Raw genomic sequence first — 15,239 nt, 5'->3', positions numbered from 1 at the left:
TCAGACAATTGCCCGATCACCACTGTGTATGCGTCTCTGTCGGAGCACGCTAACAACAGTTCTGTCTAGAGATAGAATCTCGGGCATCGTGACCGGCATCATGCTGTCGCTGGCCCGCGTGATGGGTGAGACGGCGCCGCTGCTGATCCTGGTCGGCTATGCGCAGGCGATGAACTTCGACATGTTCGGCGGTTTCATGGGCTCGTTGCCCGGCATGATGTACGACCAGATCTCGGCTGGCGCGGGCGCGAACCCGGTGCCCACCGATCGACTCTGGGGCGCGGCGCTGACGCTCATTCTGCTGATCGCGCTGCTCAACGTCGGTGCGCGAGTCCTCGCAAAAGTCTTTGCCCCCAAGAAGGTTTAGGAGCTCCCCATGGCCAAACGGCTAGATCTCAAAGACGTCAACATCTACTACGGTGCGTTCCACGCCGTCGCCGACGTCGCGTTGTCGGTGCAACCGCGCAGCGTGACCGCGTTCATCGGCCCGTCGGGCTGTGGCAAGTCGACCGTGTTGCGCACCCTCAACCGCATGCACGAGGTCATCCCCGGTGCGCGGGTCGAGGGCTCGGTGCTGCTCGACGGCGAGGACATCTACGGCGCAGGCGTCGACCCGGTGGGTGTGCGTAAGACCATCGGCATGGTGTTCCAGCGTCCGAATCCGTTCCCCACCATGTCGATTCGCGACAATGTGGTGGCCGGCCTGAAGCTGCAGGGCGTGCGCAACAAGAAGACGCTCGACGAGGTCGCGGAGCGCTCGCTCAAGGGCGCCAACCTGTGGAACGAAGTCAAGGACCGCCTCGACAAGCCGGGCGGTGGCCTGTCCGGTGGTCAGCAGCAGCGGTTGTGTATCGCCCGCGCGATCGCGGTGCAGCCCGACGTGCTGCTGATGGACGAGCCGTGCTCGGCGCTCGACCCGATCTCGACGCTGGCGATCGAGGATCTGATCTCCACGCTCAAGCTGGATTACACGATCGTCATCGTCACGCACAACATGCAGCAGGCCGCCCGCGTGAGTGATCAGACGGCGTTCTTCAACCTCGAGGCCACCGGCAAGCCCGGCCGGCTCATCGAGATCGACGACACCGAGAAGATCTTCTCCAACCCGAACCAGAAGGCGACCGAGGACTACATCTCCGGCCGCTTCGGCTGAGTCAGGGCGTCAACACCACGCGCGTGCCCGAAGGCCCGGCAGCTGTCCACACCCGCTCGACGTCGGACAGCGGCCGGGCCTGTGTGCGTAATTGGAGTTCGCCCGACGCGACCATGGTGAACAGCTTCGGCAACGCTTCGGCGCGGGTCTGCACCATGACCTCAGGCGGGACACTGCCGATGCCCACGCCGCACAACGTGATTCCGGTGCTGCGCAGCACGCCCGCATCGAGGTTGAGCGCCGGGCCTGCCATCGAGCCGATCTGGATGAAGCGCGTGGCGTGGTGATGCGCCGCCGGGTGGCTGTTGGCCAGCGCGGTCAACGTCTGTTCGGCGGGTTCGCCCCACAGATAGTCGAGCACGGCGTCGAAGGGCCGCTGCGCGTGTAGTTCGGCCACCCTTGCGCCGAGATCGTCTGTGCCAAGCGCGATGACGTCGTGCGCGCCCGCGGTCCGCAACCACTCCAGGCGGGCGGTGTCGCGGCCGGCCACCACGATCCTGGCAGCGCCGAACGCTGATCCGGCGAGCTGCACCGCCATCGAGCCCGTCACGCCGGTGGCGCCCAACACCAGGACATGGTCGCCGGGCTTGACCGCCGCGGCATACGACAGTGCCATCCAGGCCGACATGCCCGGATTCGGCACGGCCGCCGCGACCACCGAATCGACATGTTCGGGCACCTCGACGCCGCCCGTGGGGTTGACCAGCGCGCGCTGCGCCATCATGCCGTACGGGGGAAGTGCGCCCGTGTAGATGCGGCGCCCGTCGGCGAGGCGGGCGACACCGTCGACGCCCGGAATCGCGGGCAATTGAATTTCCTTGCTGGCGTAGTGCTTTCCGGTCATGAGACCGCGGGTGAGGTTGGTCAGTGCGGATGCCTCGACGTCGGCGACCTCGGCTCCGTCGCGCGGCTGCGGGTCGGGAACGTCGGTGTATGTGGGTGTTTCGCCCCATTGCGTGACAACTGCTGCCTTCATGATCACTCCATCGTTTCCACGGATATTGTTTCTATGGAAACGATATACCTGCGCACGACGGGATGGCAATATGGTTTCCGTGAAAACCAAGATGGCGCTGGTCGAGGACATCACCGAGCTGCTCGCCGCGGTGGGGGACAAGTTCGACGGCGACGAGGACGGCGACGCCGAGCGCGACTTCATGGCGCAACGGTGCCCGGCCGAGCTGTCAGCTCGGGTGCGGACGCTGCCGACGCTGTCGATGCACCTGCTGGCAGCCATCGCCGACGGACCGGTGAGCGTGGTCGGCCTGGCCGCCAGGTCCGGTCAGCTCAAGGGCACGGTGTCCAAACATGTCCAGCGACTCGTCGACGCCGGGCTCGTGACCCGAACGCCGATCCCGGGCAACCGCAAGGAGATCGAGCTCGCACTGAGCGCCGATGGCGAACTCGTCGCGGAGGTGCACCGGCAGCTCCACGAGGAGATGAACCGGGGGTTCGCCGATTTCCTGATGCACTACAGCACTGCTGAACTGCAGGTGCTGACAAAAGTTCTGCGCGACCTCGCAGCCGCGCAGAAAGTGGGTGTCCGCCTGGTGCCGGCGGACTGAACCCGCATCAGTGCTGGTTGGCGACCTTCTCGCCGTCCGGATAGGTTCCGGTGACCTGGAAGATGACCCGACGGGCGACCTCGACCGCATGGTCGGCGAATCGCTCGTAGAACCGGCTCAGCAACGTGACATCGACCGCGGCGGTCACGCCGTGCTTCCACTCCCGGTCCATCAGGACGGTGAAGAGATGGCGATGAAGATCGTCCATCGCGTCGTCTTCTTCCTGGATCCGAGCGGCCTTCTCCGGATCGCGGGTGATCAACACCTCGCGGGCGGCGTGGCCCAATTCGACTGCGACCCGGCCCATTTCCGAGAAGTAGCCGTTGACCTCCTCGGGCAGCGCGTGCTGGGGGTGCCGGCGCCGCGCGATCTTCGCCACGTGCAGCGCGAGGGCCCCCATGCGGTCGACGTCTGCCACGATCTGAATGGAACCGACGACGGAACGCAGATCCCCCGCCACCGGCGCCTGCAGGGCCAGCAACACGAATGCGGATTCCTCGGCCTGCGCGCTGAGTGCCGTCATCTGGTCGTGGTCGGTGATGACCTGCTCGGCCAGTACGAGATCGGCTTGCAGGAGTGCCTGGGTTGCGCGCTCCATCGCGGTACCCGCCAACTCGCACATGACGCCGAGCTGGTCTGTGAGTGAATCCAATTGTTCGTGGTACTGGGTACGCATGCACCAAGATTAGGCGGTCAGAGGCCTGATAGTCACGACGCCATGAGTGAACGGACAGTGAATGCCCTTCACCGGACTATTCGCAGGTCGTGTCCGCGGCGTTCGTGACGTTCAGGTCCTCGGGCAGATGGGTCGGCGGGCTGTTGGTGCCGTGCACGACGTTCACCTGTACGGGCGAACCGCTCGGGGTGGGCGCATTCACGGCGTTGAAGTCGCTACCCAGCACGACCTGCACGACATCGCCCATGCCGCCGACCCGTTCGATGGTCGGGTTCGGGAACGAGGATGCCACCGTCGCGGCCGCCTCCTCGTTGCCGGGGGAGAAGAACACCGTGGTCGACGCGAGCGGACCCGGGTAGTCGTCCGGCGTGTTCACGTTGAATCCATGTTGCTGCAGTTCGGTGGCGGCGGTTGCCGCGAGCCCGCTCTGGCCGGTCGAGTTCGAGACCTGGACGGTGACATGCTGCGGTTCGGTGGTGATGGCGTTCACCAGCTCGGCGGGTTCCGGCGCGGTGGGTGCGGGTGCCTCGGTGGTCGTCTCCGGTGCCTGCGATGCCTGTGCGGACGACGTGGCGGATTCCGGCGTGCCGGGCACGGGCGTGTTGTCCGGGTTCTTCTCGCCGGGCAACGGGTCGTCGTTGATGATCGCGTCGAACAGCGCCTGCATGTCCTCGATGCGAGGCTGCTCATTGCCCCATTCGTCGGCATAGCCGGTGGTCGGGACCGTCACGAAGGTGATCCGCCCGGCGTTGACGCCCTGCACCGACTGTCCGAGGTCGACGAGGTCCTTGGTCTTGATGTTGTCGACGTAGCTGTCGGCGATGAACATGTTGACGACGTTGTTGAGCTTGTTCAGCGAGAAGAACGTGTCCTTGGAGATCAGTGACCGCAACAGCGACGACAGGAACAGTTGCTGGCGTTTGATCCGGCCGTAGTCGCCGTTGAACTCGGTGGTGACCTGGCGGGCCCGCACGTAATTGAGAGCCGTGTGGCCGTCGACGGTCTGGCGGCCTGCGTTGGCCAGGACGGTGCCGAGCTCGTAGTCCTCCAGCGGCGTGGTGCTGCACACCTCGACGCCGCCGAGCGCGTCGACCATCTTCGCGAACCCGGCGAAGTCGACGGCCATGAAGCGGTTGATCGACAGGCCGGACATCTTCTGGATGACCTTCACGAGGCATTTGGGCCCGCCGAAGGCGAACGCCGAGTTCAACTTCGTTTCGGTGTAGACCTGGTCTGGGCCGTAGGTGCCGGATTCCTCGTCGTAGAGCGGACCGTACGTGGCCGTCTCGGCGTTCCACGGCTCGCACTCGATCGGGCTGATCTCCAGATCGCGCGGGAACGACACCGCGACGACACGTTCCCGATTGGCGGGGATGTTGACGAGCATGATCGTGTCCGAACGTGCGCCGCCGGCGTCCTCGGTGTCGCCCGCGCCCATGTCGGCATTCTCGCCGAACCGGCTGTCGACGCCGACGATCAGGAAGTTCTCGTCACCGAACTGAGCGTTCGGGTCGATGATGTCGCGCGAGTTCGGGTCGAGCGCGGCGACCTTGTTGAGCAGGTTGTTCTTCGACGTCTGCCACTGCCACGCACCGCCGGTCAGAACCAGCGTCAGCACGGCGATCAGGGCCGCGATCGCCCGTCCCGCCAGCATGACCTTGCGGCGCGACGCCGGATCACGCTCCTCGAGCTCATCGAAGTCCTCGAGGTCGTCCACCGGCTCGTCTGCCCGGGGCGAGCGGCCGGGCCGCCACGAGGGCCGGTGCGTGTCCGGCAGATCAGGATGGTCGCGAACCGCCGGGATGACTTCGGTCTCCATCGCGTCCGGGTCGCGCACGGGCGCGGGGGCCGGTACGAACTCCGCGGGCGCGAATGCCTGCGGTTCGTAGACGTCGGGCGGGTAGTCCGGCGGATAGTCCTCGGGCTCGTACCGCACCGGCTCAAGAACCTCGGTCCGTTCGGCCGGTCGTTCGGGCTGCGGTTGGAACGCGGGCTCGGGCTCCGGTGTCGGCTCGGGCTCCGGTTCAGGCTCGGGCTCCGGTTCGAGCCGGTGACGGGAGCGCCGCGGCGCGTTCTCGGGCGCGGTCCCGGCGACCTTGGCGATGAGATCGGCGACGGTGACGCCGTCGGCATGGCTTCCGGTGGGCTCGTCGGGTGTCACGTCGTCGGGTTGCACGCGATCACTGCGTTCCCACGGCGCGGCGCCTGGTAAAGGCTGTGGCGATCGGGTAATCCATTGGTTGTCGGAGCCGTCCTCCGGGGCACGGTGGCGCCGACGGCCAGGAGTGGCGTTTTCGCCGTCACTCATGTCCTATCGGCCTCCGACTCCATGGATAGTGCGCGTCGGTGCGCGTCAATCTGCCTGGCGCTGCTAGTGCTGACCCCTAAATCTTCTAGCAGCAGTGTGCGTGGCTGCGCTACTTGAGGGGCGATTGCGTCAGCCGCGACAGGATCCTCATCGTACTGAGCCATCCTGAGAGACAGCCAGTCACGAGAGATGACAGACCCGTCTCGAGTTTGTCTCGATGGCCGATGCGATCGCCGATGGGGATCAGCCTCCCGAGTGCATGACGTCGGCGCCGGTGGGCACCGCGCAGTCGTCGGGATCGTCGAGCCAGCCCTCGGGCAGCGAGACCGAAGCCGCCGAGCCCTGCCTGCCCCGGGGGCCGGTCGCGGCGGGCGGGAACGGCGCGTCGCGATCCACTTGGTCGAGCAGTTCGTCGAGCTCGCGCAGCGTCTTGACCAGAGCCAGGGAACGACGCAAATCGGCCCCGGCCGGGAAGCCGTGCAGGTACCACGCGACGTGTTTGCGGATGTCACGCATGCCCTTGTCCTCGCCGAAGTGCTCGCTCAGCAACTCGCCGTGGCGGCGCACGATGTCGGCGACCTCGCCGAGCGTCGGCGGGGTCGGGATCGGCCGGCCGTTGAAGGCCGCCGACAGCTCGGCGAACAGCCAGGGCCGCCCGAGGCAGCCGCGGCCGATCACCACGCCGTCGCAGCCGGTGGCCGCCATCATCGCCAGCGCGTCATCGGCCTCGAAGATGTCACCGTTGCCGAGCACCGGGACCGTCGTGACGTGTGCTTTGAGGGCGGCGATCTGGTCCCAGTCCGCGGTGCCGGAGTACCGCTGCGACGCCGTACGCGCGTGCAGGGCGACCGCGGCCGCGCCCTCCTCGGCGGCGATCCGGCCGGCATCGAGGTGGGTGTGGTGTGCGTCGTCGATCCCGATGCGGAACTTGACCGTGACGGGGATGTCCGTGCCCTCGGTCGCGCGCACGGCTGCGGCGACGATCTGGCCGAACAGCCGGCGCTTGTAGGGCAGGGCAGCGCCGCCGCCGCGCTTGGTGACCTTGGGCACCGGGCAGCCGAAGTTCATGTCGATGTGATCGGCCATGCCCTCGTCGGCGATCATCTTCGCGGCCCGGTAGGTCGTCTCCGGGTCCACGGTGTAGAGCTGAAGCGACCGCGGTGACTCGTCGGGCGCGAACGTCGTCATGTGCATGGTCACCGGGTGACTCTCGACGAGCGCGCGCGCGGTCACCATCTCGCACACGTACAGACCGCTGACGGTGCCTGCCCGCGCCACTTCGAGCTCGCGGCACAGGGTGCGGAACGCGACGTTGGTCACCCCGGCCATCGGCGCGAGGACGACTGGGCTGCGCAATGCGATCGACCCGATCTGGAGGCCAGATCGGGTCGTATCGGCGGGCGGTGCCGTCAGGGTCATGCCGTCGACGAGGTCGTCACCAACAGGTTCTTCATGGCCTTCTTCTCGGCGACCTTCTTCTCGCGCTCCAGCCGGCGCTGCTTGGCCACCTCGAACTTGTCGCAGGCATCCTCCAGCTCCTCGACCAGCCGGCCAAGGTCGTCGCGCAGGCGCGCGCCTTCACCGGTGAAATCCTCGCGCTCGAAGATGCGCCACTTCTTGAGCACCGGCATCACCACGTCGTCCAGGTGGATGCGCGGGTCATAGACACCACCGACGGCGATGACGACGGCCTTGCGGCGGAAATCGGGCACGGTATAGCCGGGCATCTTGAAGTTGTCGAGCACCCGGTGCAACGAGGCCATCGCCTGGTTGGGGGCGATGTCCAGCCCGGCCGCACTGACGTCGCGGTAGAAGATCATGTGCAGGTTCTCGTCACCGGAGATGCGCTGCAGCAGCTGATCGGCAATGGGCTCGTCGCAGGCCTTGCCGGTGTTGCGGTGCGAGACGCGGGTCGCCAGTTCCTGGAACGTCACGTAGATGACGGAGTCGAACAGGCTCTCGGCAAACAGGTCGCCCTGCATGTTCTGGCCCGGGGAGAAGCCGCGGGTCACCTGCTCGACGCGCAGTTCTTCAAGCTCGACCGGATCGACGGCGCGGGTCACGACGAGGTAGTCGCGCAGCGCGATGCCGTGCCGGTTCTCCTCGGCGGTCCAGCGGTTGACCCACTGGCCCCATGCGCCGTCCATGCCCATGTTCATCGCGATCTCGCGGTGGTAGGAGGGCAGGTTGTCCTCGGTGAGCAGGTTCTGCACCATCGCGGTCTGGGCGACCTCGGACAGCTTCGACTGCCCCGGCTCCCAGTCCTGGCCGCCGAGGGCGTAGTAGTTCTTGCCGTCCGACCACGGGATGTAGTCGTGCGGGTTCCAGTCCTTGCGCATCCGCATGTGGCGGTTGATGGCCGTCTCGACGACGGGCTCAAGCTCGTGCAGGAGCTGTAGGTCGGTGAGTTCCTTCGTCATAGGTCCTTACCCTCCTCGCGTCCGGAGACGCCGCCCAGTTATCTGTACCTGTTGGTTGCAGTCAATATATCTGTGTAACCCGGTGACATCAAGTTACGCCGGCCGTCTCACATCAGCGCTGCGCCACGCGGGGGATGACGGTACGATCCGCGGGAACGTCAAGAGATCACAACCAAACGTTCATCGAACAGATACCGAATACCCAGACTCGGAGGTTGGGCACACGTGAAGAAGCTCATCGTTCTCGGGGCCGGAGCGGCGGTTGCTGCCAGTGCGGCCGTGTCGTCCCTCCTCGGCGCCGGTATTGCCGCCGCAGCGCCCGATGTCGTGGGTCAGACCTACTCGGATGCCGCGACGGCGATCGAGGACGACGGCGGCACCCCCAAGGTGGCGGTGACCGTGGGCAGCAAGCTGTCGCAGGACGATTGCATCGTCACCAACGCCTGGGACGCGCCGTTCATGCGCGACGACGGTGGCGAGTTCGCGCATGCCGATGGTGAGGTCATGGTCGCGCTGAACTGCGACGGCGGCCACGCCACGGCCACCAACCCGGGTGCCTCGGTCGCGAGCCCGGCCGGTCGCGAGGCCAAGGCCGCCGCCGACGAGGCGGCCGCGGCCGAGGAAGAAGAGCTCGCCGAGGCCAGCACGCCCGACGAGTAAGTCCGGGCGCTCGCCCCGTTCACACTGAGCGTTCACGCACAGTTCCCTTCTGCGCAACCGTCTTTCGTGCGGTCTGCTCGGTAATCTCCTCGCGGACTGCCGTTTGGTGCAGTGGTGGAATGACCGTGAGGAGCCGGGCGCATATGAAGAAGCTCGTCGTTGCCGGAGCTGGAGCAGCCATCGCTTTTGGGGCGGCTGGCCTGTTCGGAGCAGGTATCGCGGCTGCCGCCCCTGATGTCGTGGGTCAGACGTACGAAGACGCCGCCTCGGCGATCGAGGATGACGGCGGCGAGCCCAAGGTCGCCGTCACGGTCGGCAGCAAGTTGTCGCAGGACGAGTGCGTGGTCACCAACGCCTGGGACGCGCCGTTCGTGCGCGATGCCGGCGACGAGTACGAGCACGCCGACGGTGAAGTGATGCTGTCTCTCAACTGCGACGGTGGATACGCCTCCGCGACCAATCCGGGTGCCTCGCTGGCGAGCCCGGCCGGCCGGGAGGCCAAGGCCGCTGCCGACGAGGCAGCCGCCGCCGAGGAGGAAGAGCTCGCCGAGGCCAGCACGCCCGACGAGTAAAAGTTTTCGGTTCGTCAATCGCCCTGACGGTTAGAATTCAGCTAGCTCCTGGAGTCCGCGACCTGCGTCGCGGGCCGTGGGGCGACTGAGAGCACTACCGAAGGCGCTGGCCGCCCCATCTCCGGGAGAGATCACCGGATGGGGAAGGTCGGGCCAAATGAAGATCGTCAGTGTGCTCGGAAGTGTTCTCGGCACGTCAGCCGCGGGATTCGCAGTCGCGTTGGCCGGCGCGGGAGCTGCGTCGGCGGCCCCGGATGTCGTGGGTCAGCCGTATGCCGACGCCGCGTCGGCAATCGAGGACGCCGGCGGCACGCCGCGCGTGGCGGTGACCGTCGGCGGCCGGTTGCCGAAGGACGAGTGCATCGTCACCAACGCCTGGGACACCAGGCCGCTCGTGCCGATGACCGACGACGTCTACTGGGAGCACACCGAGGACGTCGTGCAGCTGTCGCTGAACTGCGCAGGCGACCATGCCACGGCCGTCAATCCGGGTGCTTCGATCGCCAGCCCGCTCGGCCGTGAGGCCAAGGCCGCCGCGGATGAGGCCGCCTCCGCCGAGGAAGGCGAACTGGCCGAGGTCAGCACGCCCGACGAGTAGGTCGGCTCAGAAACTCGGCACCCGGCCCTGCAGCATGTCCACGCAGTAGTCGATGAACTGCTCGCGGGTGGCCGGCAGCCGGTCGTTGAGGTAGGCCGTGAACAACGCCGTCAGGGCGCCGATCAGGCTGGTCGCGACCATCGCCTGACGCACCGGGTCGGCGATGCGGGTGAGCTTGCGCTGCAGCAGATCGATGAAGTTCGGCATCCACTCGGCGCCCGACCGTGTCAGCACCGGCTCGGATTCCGGTGCCAGCAACAGCACCCGCCCGCGGGCGGGGTCGTCGACCATCAGCGCGACGAACCGTTCCACCGCCTCACGTGGTGTTGCCGCCGAGGTCAGCGCCGACATCGCCCTGGCGCAGACGTCGTCGTACACGGCCCGCACGAAGCCGTCGCGGTCGGTGAAACTCTCGTAGAAGTACCGTTCGGTCAGCTCAGCCTCCCGGCAAACCGCACGAACCGTCAGTGCCGGGCCCTGGGCATCACCGAGCAATTTCACCCCGGCAGCGATCAGCTCGTCGCGGCGAAGGGCCGTGCGCTCGCGCAGCGGAACGCCTGACCATCGGCCGCGTCGTTGACCGGACGGCACATGTACTCCTAAGCTCTTGATGACAACGTGTGTAGTCAAAATCGGATCAGGCTAGCTGACCCTGCCGGCAGAAAGTGCATCTGTGACACAAGATACTTCTGAGACGTGCCCGGTGACCAGCGGTTCCGCTGCGCTCGCAGCGGGATGCCCCGCATCGGGCGGCTACGAGGCGCTGCCCGACGTGCTGGGCCCGGATTCGCTCACGTGGCAGATCTTCGGGGACTGGCGCGGTCTGTTGCAGGGCCCGTGGGCCGGGTCCATGCAGAACATGCACCCGCAGCTCGGCGCAGCCGTCGAGCAGCATTCGATCTTCTTCCGCGAGCGCCTCCCACGGCTGCTGCGGTCGTTGTATCCGATCGGCGGCGTGGTGTTCGACGGCGACCGCGCACCGCAGACCGGCGCCCAGGTCCGCGACTACCACATCGGGATCAAGGGCGTCGACTCCTTGGGACGTCGCTACAGCGCACTCAACCCCGACGTCTTCTACTGGGCGCACTCCACGTTCTTCATGGGCACGATCCTCACCGCGGAGCATTTCGGCGGCGGTCTCACCGAGGATCAGAAGCGCCAGCTGTTCGACGAGCACATCACCTGGTATCGCCAGTACGGCATGAGCATGCGACCGGTCCCCAAGACCTGGGAGGAGTTCCAGGTCTACTGGGATCACATGTGCCGCAACGTGCTCGAGAACAACTATGCCGCGCGTGAGGTGCTCGACCTGTCGACCATGCCGAAACATCCGTCGCTGCAATGGATTCCGGATCCACTCTGGAAGCTCAATCTGAAACTGTTGGGGCCGTTCGCCGTTTGGGTGACCGTCGGCCTCTATGACCCGCCGGTGCGCGAATTGATGGGCTACACGTGGTCCGAGCGTGACGAGAAGTTGCACCGGCTGTTCGGCAAACTCGTGCACTACACGTTCAAGATGCTGCCCAAGCGTCGCCGCATGCATCCCCGCGCGCGGGCGGGCTGGGACCGTGCGACCGGCCGTCTTCCGGCCGACGCGCCACTGCGCGAGACGCCCGCGCGCAACCTGCCGCCGCTGGACGCCCGCGGAAATCCGTGGCATTACTGTCCCGAGGTTTGATGTACCGAATGCGTTAACCGCTGTACCTTGCGCCGTGGTTTGGTGCAGGATCACTGTGTGGTGCGAATGAAGATTCGCCGGGGGGCCGTTCTCCGCACTACTCGGTCAATCGGTGTTGCGTTTGCCGCGGTGCTCAGCGCCGCGGTGGTCGCGCTGGGCGCGGTGACCGCGACAGCGCATCCGGCATACCTGCCGCAGGCGGCCAGCGCGCACATCGTGCCCGTGCTGGGAAGCCTTGCGTTCCAGAGTGTTTGGTCACACCCCGTGGGATTCGTTCCGCAGCGGGCGAGGGAATTGCTCGACGCCGCCCGGTCGGCCGTCGACAACGCGCTCGGCGTCATGGGATCGCCGCCGGAGGTGCGCGTCCCGGCCCATCAATCGGGCGGCTAGCGGCCGACGATCGAGCTGTATTGCGGGCAGTAAACCTTGACGGCGCCCCAGACCAGATTCGCGGCTTGGCCCTTGTCGATGCCCGCCTGGTTCATCAGCTGGTTCATGATGCTGCGCACCGTGCGGGCCGGCTCGATCTTGCCCTTGTCAACCGCATCGCACACGCCGCGCCCGACCGTGCCCGCCTCTTCTGGCGAATTCGTCGCGACGCCCAGCTCTTTCACGATGGCGAAGAACTTGTCGTCCTCAGGGGTGGCGTGTGCCGGTGCGATACCCAACGTCATGGCTGCCGCCAACGCGGCGGCGCTGACCGAGGTGGCGAGAGCCCGGGTGGCAAGGCGCCGGGACGACATAGCGACTCCTTCGTACGACCAGTCTGTTCAACCAGCAACCCCCCGGAAGACACCATAGAGGGCATTCCTGTGCGGCGCCCACCGATGTTGACAGGTGTCCGCGTACGACGGCCTAAGCGCGCTCGGCCAACTCGGCCAGATGCCGCAGCGAGTTGTCCAGATGCTCGGGGCCGAACGGCGGGAACTCGATGTCGCGGTGGCGCGGCGGCACATTCGACCAGTCGTAGGTCAGCGTGACCTCGGTTCGGTCGACGCCGGCCGGTGCGAGGTCATACCGCCAGATCCAACCCCCGTATTCGACCGCGGAGTCGTCGGATGCGTCGCGGCCGGGAATGTGCCGCGGTTCGGTTCCCGGCAGCCATGCGATCGCCCGCGGCCGGTCGAACACCTCGACGCGGTTCGCCATCTCGTAGTGCTTGTTGGGATGCAGGTCGTGATACATCGCCATCCGGAAAACCTGTCCGGTGCCCGTCACACGAGTCGCATCGACGGGCTCGCGCACCCAACCGGTGCCGTCGATCGCCGCGTGCGTCGACGGATCTGCCAGCAGGTCGAAGACGGCCTCGGCGGGGGCATTGACGACGGTCTTCGCGACGACGGTTTCTTCATTCATGCCAATACCGACTGCCGACGGCGTGAAACTCATCGGACGTTGTTTGTGCCCCCACCAGGGCTCGAACCTGGGACCTGCGGATTAAAAGTCCGTAGCTCTACCAACTGAGCTATAGGGGCGCGGAGACACAGGATACTTGGTGCGGCGAAGGCGTGTGCGGGCACCGGCCCAACCACCTGTGACCATTGGGTTTGAGGAATTCGGCCTTTGTACCCTAAGCTATCGAAGCTCCCAACGGACAACGTCGCGAGTACCCCGGAGAGATTCGGATTAGGCCCCCATCGTCTAGTGGCCTAGGACGCCGCCCTTTCACGGCGGTAGCACGGGTTCGAATCCCGTTGGGGGTACGCTACGCGGTAACGCGGAGCACGCAGGAAAGCAAGGCCCTGTGGCGCAGTTGGTTAGCGCGCCGCCCTGTCACGGCGGAGGTCGCGGGTTCAAGTCCCGTCAGGGTCGCCATCACGGCGAGGCACTTCGGTTTGCAAGAGCCGAGGCCTTCCGGCCAGGTAGCTCAGTTGGTATGAGCGTCCGCCTGAAAAGCGGAAGGTCGCCGGTTCGATCCCGGCCCTGGCCACTGAGAGAACCCACTGGTGAGGGTGGGTTTTCCTGTGTTTGGGAGACGCGGCTTGGAAGCCCGAATCTGACACATGTGACACACCGGCTGCCTTATTCTCCGCGGCGGTCTACGAGGTGTGGCTGACGAAGATTTCGAACTGTTCCTGACCAAGTCAGATTTGCGGTTGACGCGTGTCGTCAATTTTCGGCGAGGCTCTCGTATGAATTCCATCGACGTCTTCGTCGGTGGTACCGTCACCCCTCCACAGTCTGACATCATGCGATAGTCGGGCCGCCGCCATCCTGTTCCGTATTGCGGCGATGCTGTGCCGCCGCCAACCGGAGTAACTCGGAATACCCCCGTTCAAAGTCCCTTCGGGCGTCGGCATCGAATCGACCCGCGAGGTAGTCGTTTAGCTCGTTGGCGATGATCGCAACGAGCTGGTCCTGTGACGGATCACGCAGGTCAAGCATCAAGACGTTGTTATCACGCAGTTCGACGATCTCGGCCTTGCGGTCACCGTCGGGCAAGCGGTCTTCGAGCAAGTCGAACATGATCCGAGTCATCGACGAATTCCAGGACCAGTCACCGTCGACGAATCGAACAAAGCCGCTCACTACCCGCCTCCAATAATGACTACGTTGGGATTGCCCAAGCCTTGGACGAACTCTCGTACGACCTCACGCTGCGCAGCGGTGAACTGCGAGACGTTGGCTCGGCTACTCAGGATCCGCTCGCCTAACAGCAGACACACTGCACCACAAAAACCATATCTGTAACATCATCCCCAAACGCACCGATAAACACGCGTGTCGCAATTTTCTCGGGGGTGGATTGTGGGGAAACGGCTGAGAGTCGCACTCGGGGGCGCTGCGCTGGCCCTGGCGGTCGTGTGTGGCGGGGTGGCGCCGGCCATCGCGCAGGCCGCCCCGCCGGTGGCGAGCAAGGACTTCTCGAAGCCGGCCATCGTCATCCTCGGCTACGGCCTCAAGCCCGATGGCTCGATGCGCACGATTCTCTACCACCGCGTGCTCACCGGTCTCGTGATCGCGCAGTCGTTTCCGCAGTCGCCGATCATCGTGACCGGCGGCAACCCCCAGAACGGTCAGACCGAAGCCGGGCAGATGCGCAATCTGCTTCTGCTGCTTGGTTTTCCGGCCAACCGGATCATCGTCGAGGACCGGGCGAACAGCACCGTCCAGAACGCGCAGTTCTCGGTGCCGCTCGCCAAAAAGGCCGGCACGTCGGGCATCATCCTGGTGACCTCGTCGACGCACCAGGGCCGCGCCGACCAGAACTTCGCCGATGCCGGCGGCAACATCCTGGCCACCGTGAGCTTCCCCGACGGCAATCCGTCGGTGAACATCGCCCAGTTCGTGCGTGATGTGCTGAGTCCGTTGACGCCGATCGGCTGATGAGCAGGTCTACCCTGGCGCTATGTGCCGGATCGTGACGGCCTGTGTGGCGCTGGCGGTGATGTTCGCACCCTCGGCGGCGGCCGAGCCCGCCTACCGTGATCCCACCGGCGTGTACTCCGGGGGCCCGGTGCCGACGATGAACGGCGTGCCGTGTGTGGCCGGGCATCTGGGAACGTGCCTGGCGTTTCAGCAGAACCAGCCCCGTGGCTCGGGCCCGAGGTCCACATTCGGCCACAGCCCGACGGTGCGCCGCTGAAGCAGCGGCTCGGTCAGTACGAT

General features: G+C 65.9%; 18 protein-coding genes, 4 tRNA genes and 1 pseudogene. 13 read left to right on the top strand and 10 right to left on the bottom strand.

Annotated features, from left to right (window positions below; all coding sequences use genetic code 11):
* Positions 1–76 precede the first annotated feature (76 nt).
* Both AWC31_RS00365 and pstB read left to right on the top strand, forming a co-directional pair.
* Positions 77–367: pseudogene (locus tag AWC31_RS00365) on the top strand (phosphate ABC transporter permease PstA); the annotation flags it as partial.
* A 9-nt stretch (positions 368–376) separates the two neighbouring features.
* Positions 377–1,153, top strand: a complete 777-nt coding sequence (gene pstB, locus AWC31_RS00360) for a phosphate ABC transporter ATP-binding protein PstB (RefSeq protein ID WP_085141796.1) — start codon at positions 377–379, stop codon at positions 1,151–1,153.
* A 1-nt stretch (position 1,154) separates the two neighbouring features.
* On the opposite strand, the gene AWC31_RS00355 is transcribed toward pstB, so the two are convergent.
* Positions 1,155–2,129 carry a quinone oxidoreductase family protein gene (locus AWC31_RS00355; protein WP_085141804.1) on the bottom strand — a complete coding sequence of 325 codons (975 nt, stop codon included), beginning with the start codon at positions 2,127–2,129 and terminating at the stop codon, positions 1,155–1,157.
* A 79-nt stretch (positions 2,130–2,208) separates the two neighbouring features.
* Here AWC31_RS00355 and AWC31_RS00350 point away from each other — a divergent pair, with 79 nt between their 5' ends.
* Positions 2,209–2,718, top strand: a complete 510-nt coding sequence (locus tag AWC31_RS00350; RefSeq protein WP_085141802.1) for a MarR family winged helix-turn-helix transcriptional regulator — start codon at positions 2,209–2,211, stop codon at positions 2,716–2,718.
* Positions 2,719–2,725: 7 nt separating this feature from the next.
* Here the strand turns inward: AWC31_RS00350 and phoU are convergent, their stop codons facing one another.
* The 4 genes from phoU to AWC31_RS00330 form a co-directional block, all read right to left on the bottom strand.
* Positions 2,726–3,394 carry a phosphate signaling complex protein PhoU gene (gene phoU / locus AWC31_RS00345; RefSeq protein ID WP_067846480.1) on the bottom strand — a complete coding sequence of 223 codons (669 nt, stop codon included), beginning with the start codon at positions 3,392–3,394 and terminating at the stop codon, positions 2,726–2,728.
* Between the two features lie 76 nt (positions 3,395–3,470).
* Entirely contained in the window at positions 3,471–5,702 is a 2,232-nt protein-coding gene (locus AWC31_RS00340) for an LCP family protein (protein WP_085141794.1), read from the bottom strand.
* Between the two features lie 243 nt (positions 5,703–5,945).
* Entirely contained in the window at positions 5,946–7,121 is a 1,176-nt protein-coding gene (dusB, locus tag AWC31_RS00335) for a tRNA dihydrouridine synthase DusB (RefSeq protein WP_085141792.1), read from the bottom strand.
* A complete protein-coding gene (locus AWC31_RS00330; RefSeq protein WP_067846471.1) occupies positions 7,118–8,122 on the bottom strand; it encodes an acyl-ACP desaturase in 1,005 nt (334 codons plus the stop codon). Before AWC31_RS00330 ends, dusB begins: the two co-directional genes overlap by 4 nt.
* A gap of 225 nt (positions 8,123–8,347) precedes the next feature.
* Here AWC31_RS00330 and AWC31_RS00325 point away from each other — a divergent pair, with 225 nt between their 5' ends.
* From AWC31_RS00325 to AWC31_RS00315, 3 genes are all read left to right on the top strand, one after another.
* Positions 8,348–8,782: a hypothetical protein gene (locus AWC31_RS00325; RefSeq protein WP_067846467.1), complete on the top strand. Its 435-nt coding sequence runs from the start codon at positions 8,348–8,350 to the stop codon at positions 8,780–8,782.
* Between the two features lie 143 nt (positions 8,783–8,925).
* Positions 8,926–9,354, top strand: a complete 429-nt coding sequence (locus AWC31_RS00320) for a hypothetical protein (protein WP_067846464.1) — start codon at positions 8,926–8,928, stop codon at positions 9,352–9,354.
* A 157-nt stretch (positions 9,355–9,511) separates the two neighbouring features.
* Positions 9,512–9,952 (top strand): hypothetical protein, encoded by a 441-nt coding sequence (locus AWC31_RS00315; protein ID WP_085141790.1) that lies wholly within the window; start codon positions 9,512–9,514, stop codon positions 9,950–9,952.
* Between the two features lie 6 nt (positions 9,953–9,958).
* Here the strand turns inward: AWC31_RS00315 and AWC31_RS00310 are convergent, their stop codons facing one another.
* Entirely contained in the window at positions 9,959–10,543 is a 585-nt protein-coding gene (locus AWC31_RS00310; RefSeq protein ID WP_085141788.1) for a TetR/AcrR family transcriptional regulator, read from the bottom strand.
* An 82-nt stretch (positions 10,544–10,625) separates the two neighbouring features.
* Here AWC31_RS00310 and AWC31_RS00305 point away from each other — a divergent pair, with 82 nt between their 5' ends.
* Together AWC31_RS00305 and AWC31_RS00300 are read left to right on the top strand one after the other, a co-directional pair.
* On the top strand, positions 10,626–11,630 hold the full coding sequence (locus AWC31_RS00305; RefSeq protein WP_085141786.1) for an oxygenase MpaB family protein: 1,005 nt from the start codon (positions 10,626–10,628) through the stop codon (positions 11,628–11,630).
* Between the two features lie 66 nt (positions 11,631–11,696).
* Positions 11,697–12,020 (top strand): hypothetical protein, encoded by a 324-nt coding sequence (locus tag AWC31_RS00300; protein ID WP_165765875.1) that lies wholly within the window; start codon positions 11,697–11,699, stop codon positions 12,018–12,020.
* On the opposite strand, the gene AWC31_RS00295 is transcribed toward AWC31_RS00300, so the two are convergent.
* The 3 genes from AWC31_RS00295 to AWC31_RS00285 form a co-directional block, all read right to left on the bottom strand.
* The gene (locus AWC31_RS00295) at positions 12,017–12,373 is read right to left on the bottom strand and encodes a DUF732 domain-containing protein (protein ID WP_085141782.1); all 357 of its coding nucleotides are present in this window, start codon (positions 12,371–12,373) and stop codon (positions 12,017–12,019) included. The two genes, AWC31_RS00300 and AWC31_RS00295, sit on opposite strands and share 4 nt — an antisense overlap.
* Before the next feature lie 112 nt (positions 12,374–12,485).
* Positions 12,486–12,986 (bottom strand): SRPBCC family protein, encoded by a 501-nt coding sequence (locus tag AWC31_RS00290; RefSeq protein WP_085141780.1) that lies wholly within the window; start codon positions 12,984–12,986, stop codon positions 12,486–12,488.
* Between the two features lie 46 nt (positions 12,987–13,032).
* A tRNA-Lys gene (locus AWC31_RS00285) sits at positions 13,033–13,105 on the bottom strand.
* A gap of 155 nt (positions 13,106–13,260) precedes the next feature.
* Here AWC31_RS00285 and AWC31_RS00280 point away from each other — a divergent pair.
* The 3 genes from AWC31_RS00280 (at position 13,261) to AWC31_RS00270 (ending at position 13,560) form a co-directional block, all read left to right on the top strand.
* Positions 13,261–13,333, top strand: a tRNA-Glu gene (locus AWC31_RS00280).
* Positions 13,334–13,368: 35 nt separating this feature from the next.
* Positions 13,369–13,445 (top strand) — tRNA-Asp (locus AWC31_RS00275).
* Between the two features lie 41 nt (positions 13,446–13,486).
* Positions 13,487–13,560: transfer RNA gene (locus tag AWC31_RS00270), tRNA-Phe, on the top strand.
* 257 nt (positions 13,561–13,817) lie between these two features.
* On the opposite strand, the gene AWC31_RS00265 is transcribed toward AWC31_RS00270, so the two are convergent.
* Positions 13,818–14,159, bottom strand: coding sequence for a hypothetical protein (locus AWC31_RS00265; RefSeq protein WP_133060054.1), 342 nt, complete (start codon positions 14,157–14,159; stop codon positions 13,818–13,820).
* Positions 14,160–14,378: 219 nt separating this feature from the next.
* Between AWC31_RS00265 and AWC31_RS00260 the strand changes: the two genes are divergently transcribed.
* Both AWC31_RS00260 and AWC31_RS00255 read left to right on the top strand, forming a co-directional pair.
* On the top strand, positions 14,379–14,957 hold the full coding sequence (locus tag AWC31_RS00260) for a YdcF family protein (protein WP_374214059.1): 579 nt from the start codon (positions 14,379–14,381) through the stop codon (positions 14,955–14,957).
* A 22-nt stretch (positions 14,958–14,979) separates the two neighbouring features.
* Positions 14,980–15,216, top strand: a complete 237-nt coding sequence (locus AWC31_RS00255) for a hypothetical protein (RefSeq protein ID WP_085141776.1) — start codon at positions 14,980–14,982, stop codon at positions 15,214–15,216.
* Positions 15,217–15,239 lie beyond the last annotated feature (23 nt).

It is taken from the genome of Mycolicibacterium wolinskyi (assembly GCF_002101965.1).
Taxonomy (GTDB): Bacteria; Actinomycetota; Actinomycetes; order Mycobacteriales; family Mycobacteriaceae; genus Mycobacterium; species Mycobacterium wolinskyi.
This window is presented reverse-complemented; position numbering and strand designations above follow the sequence as displayed.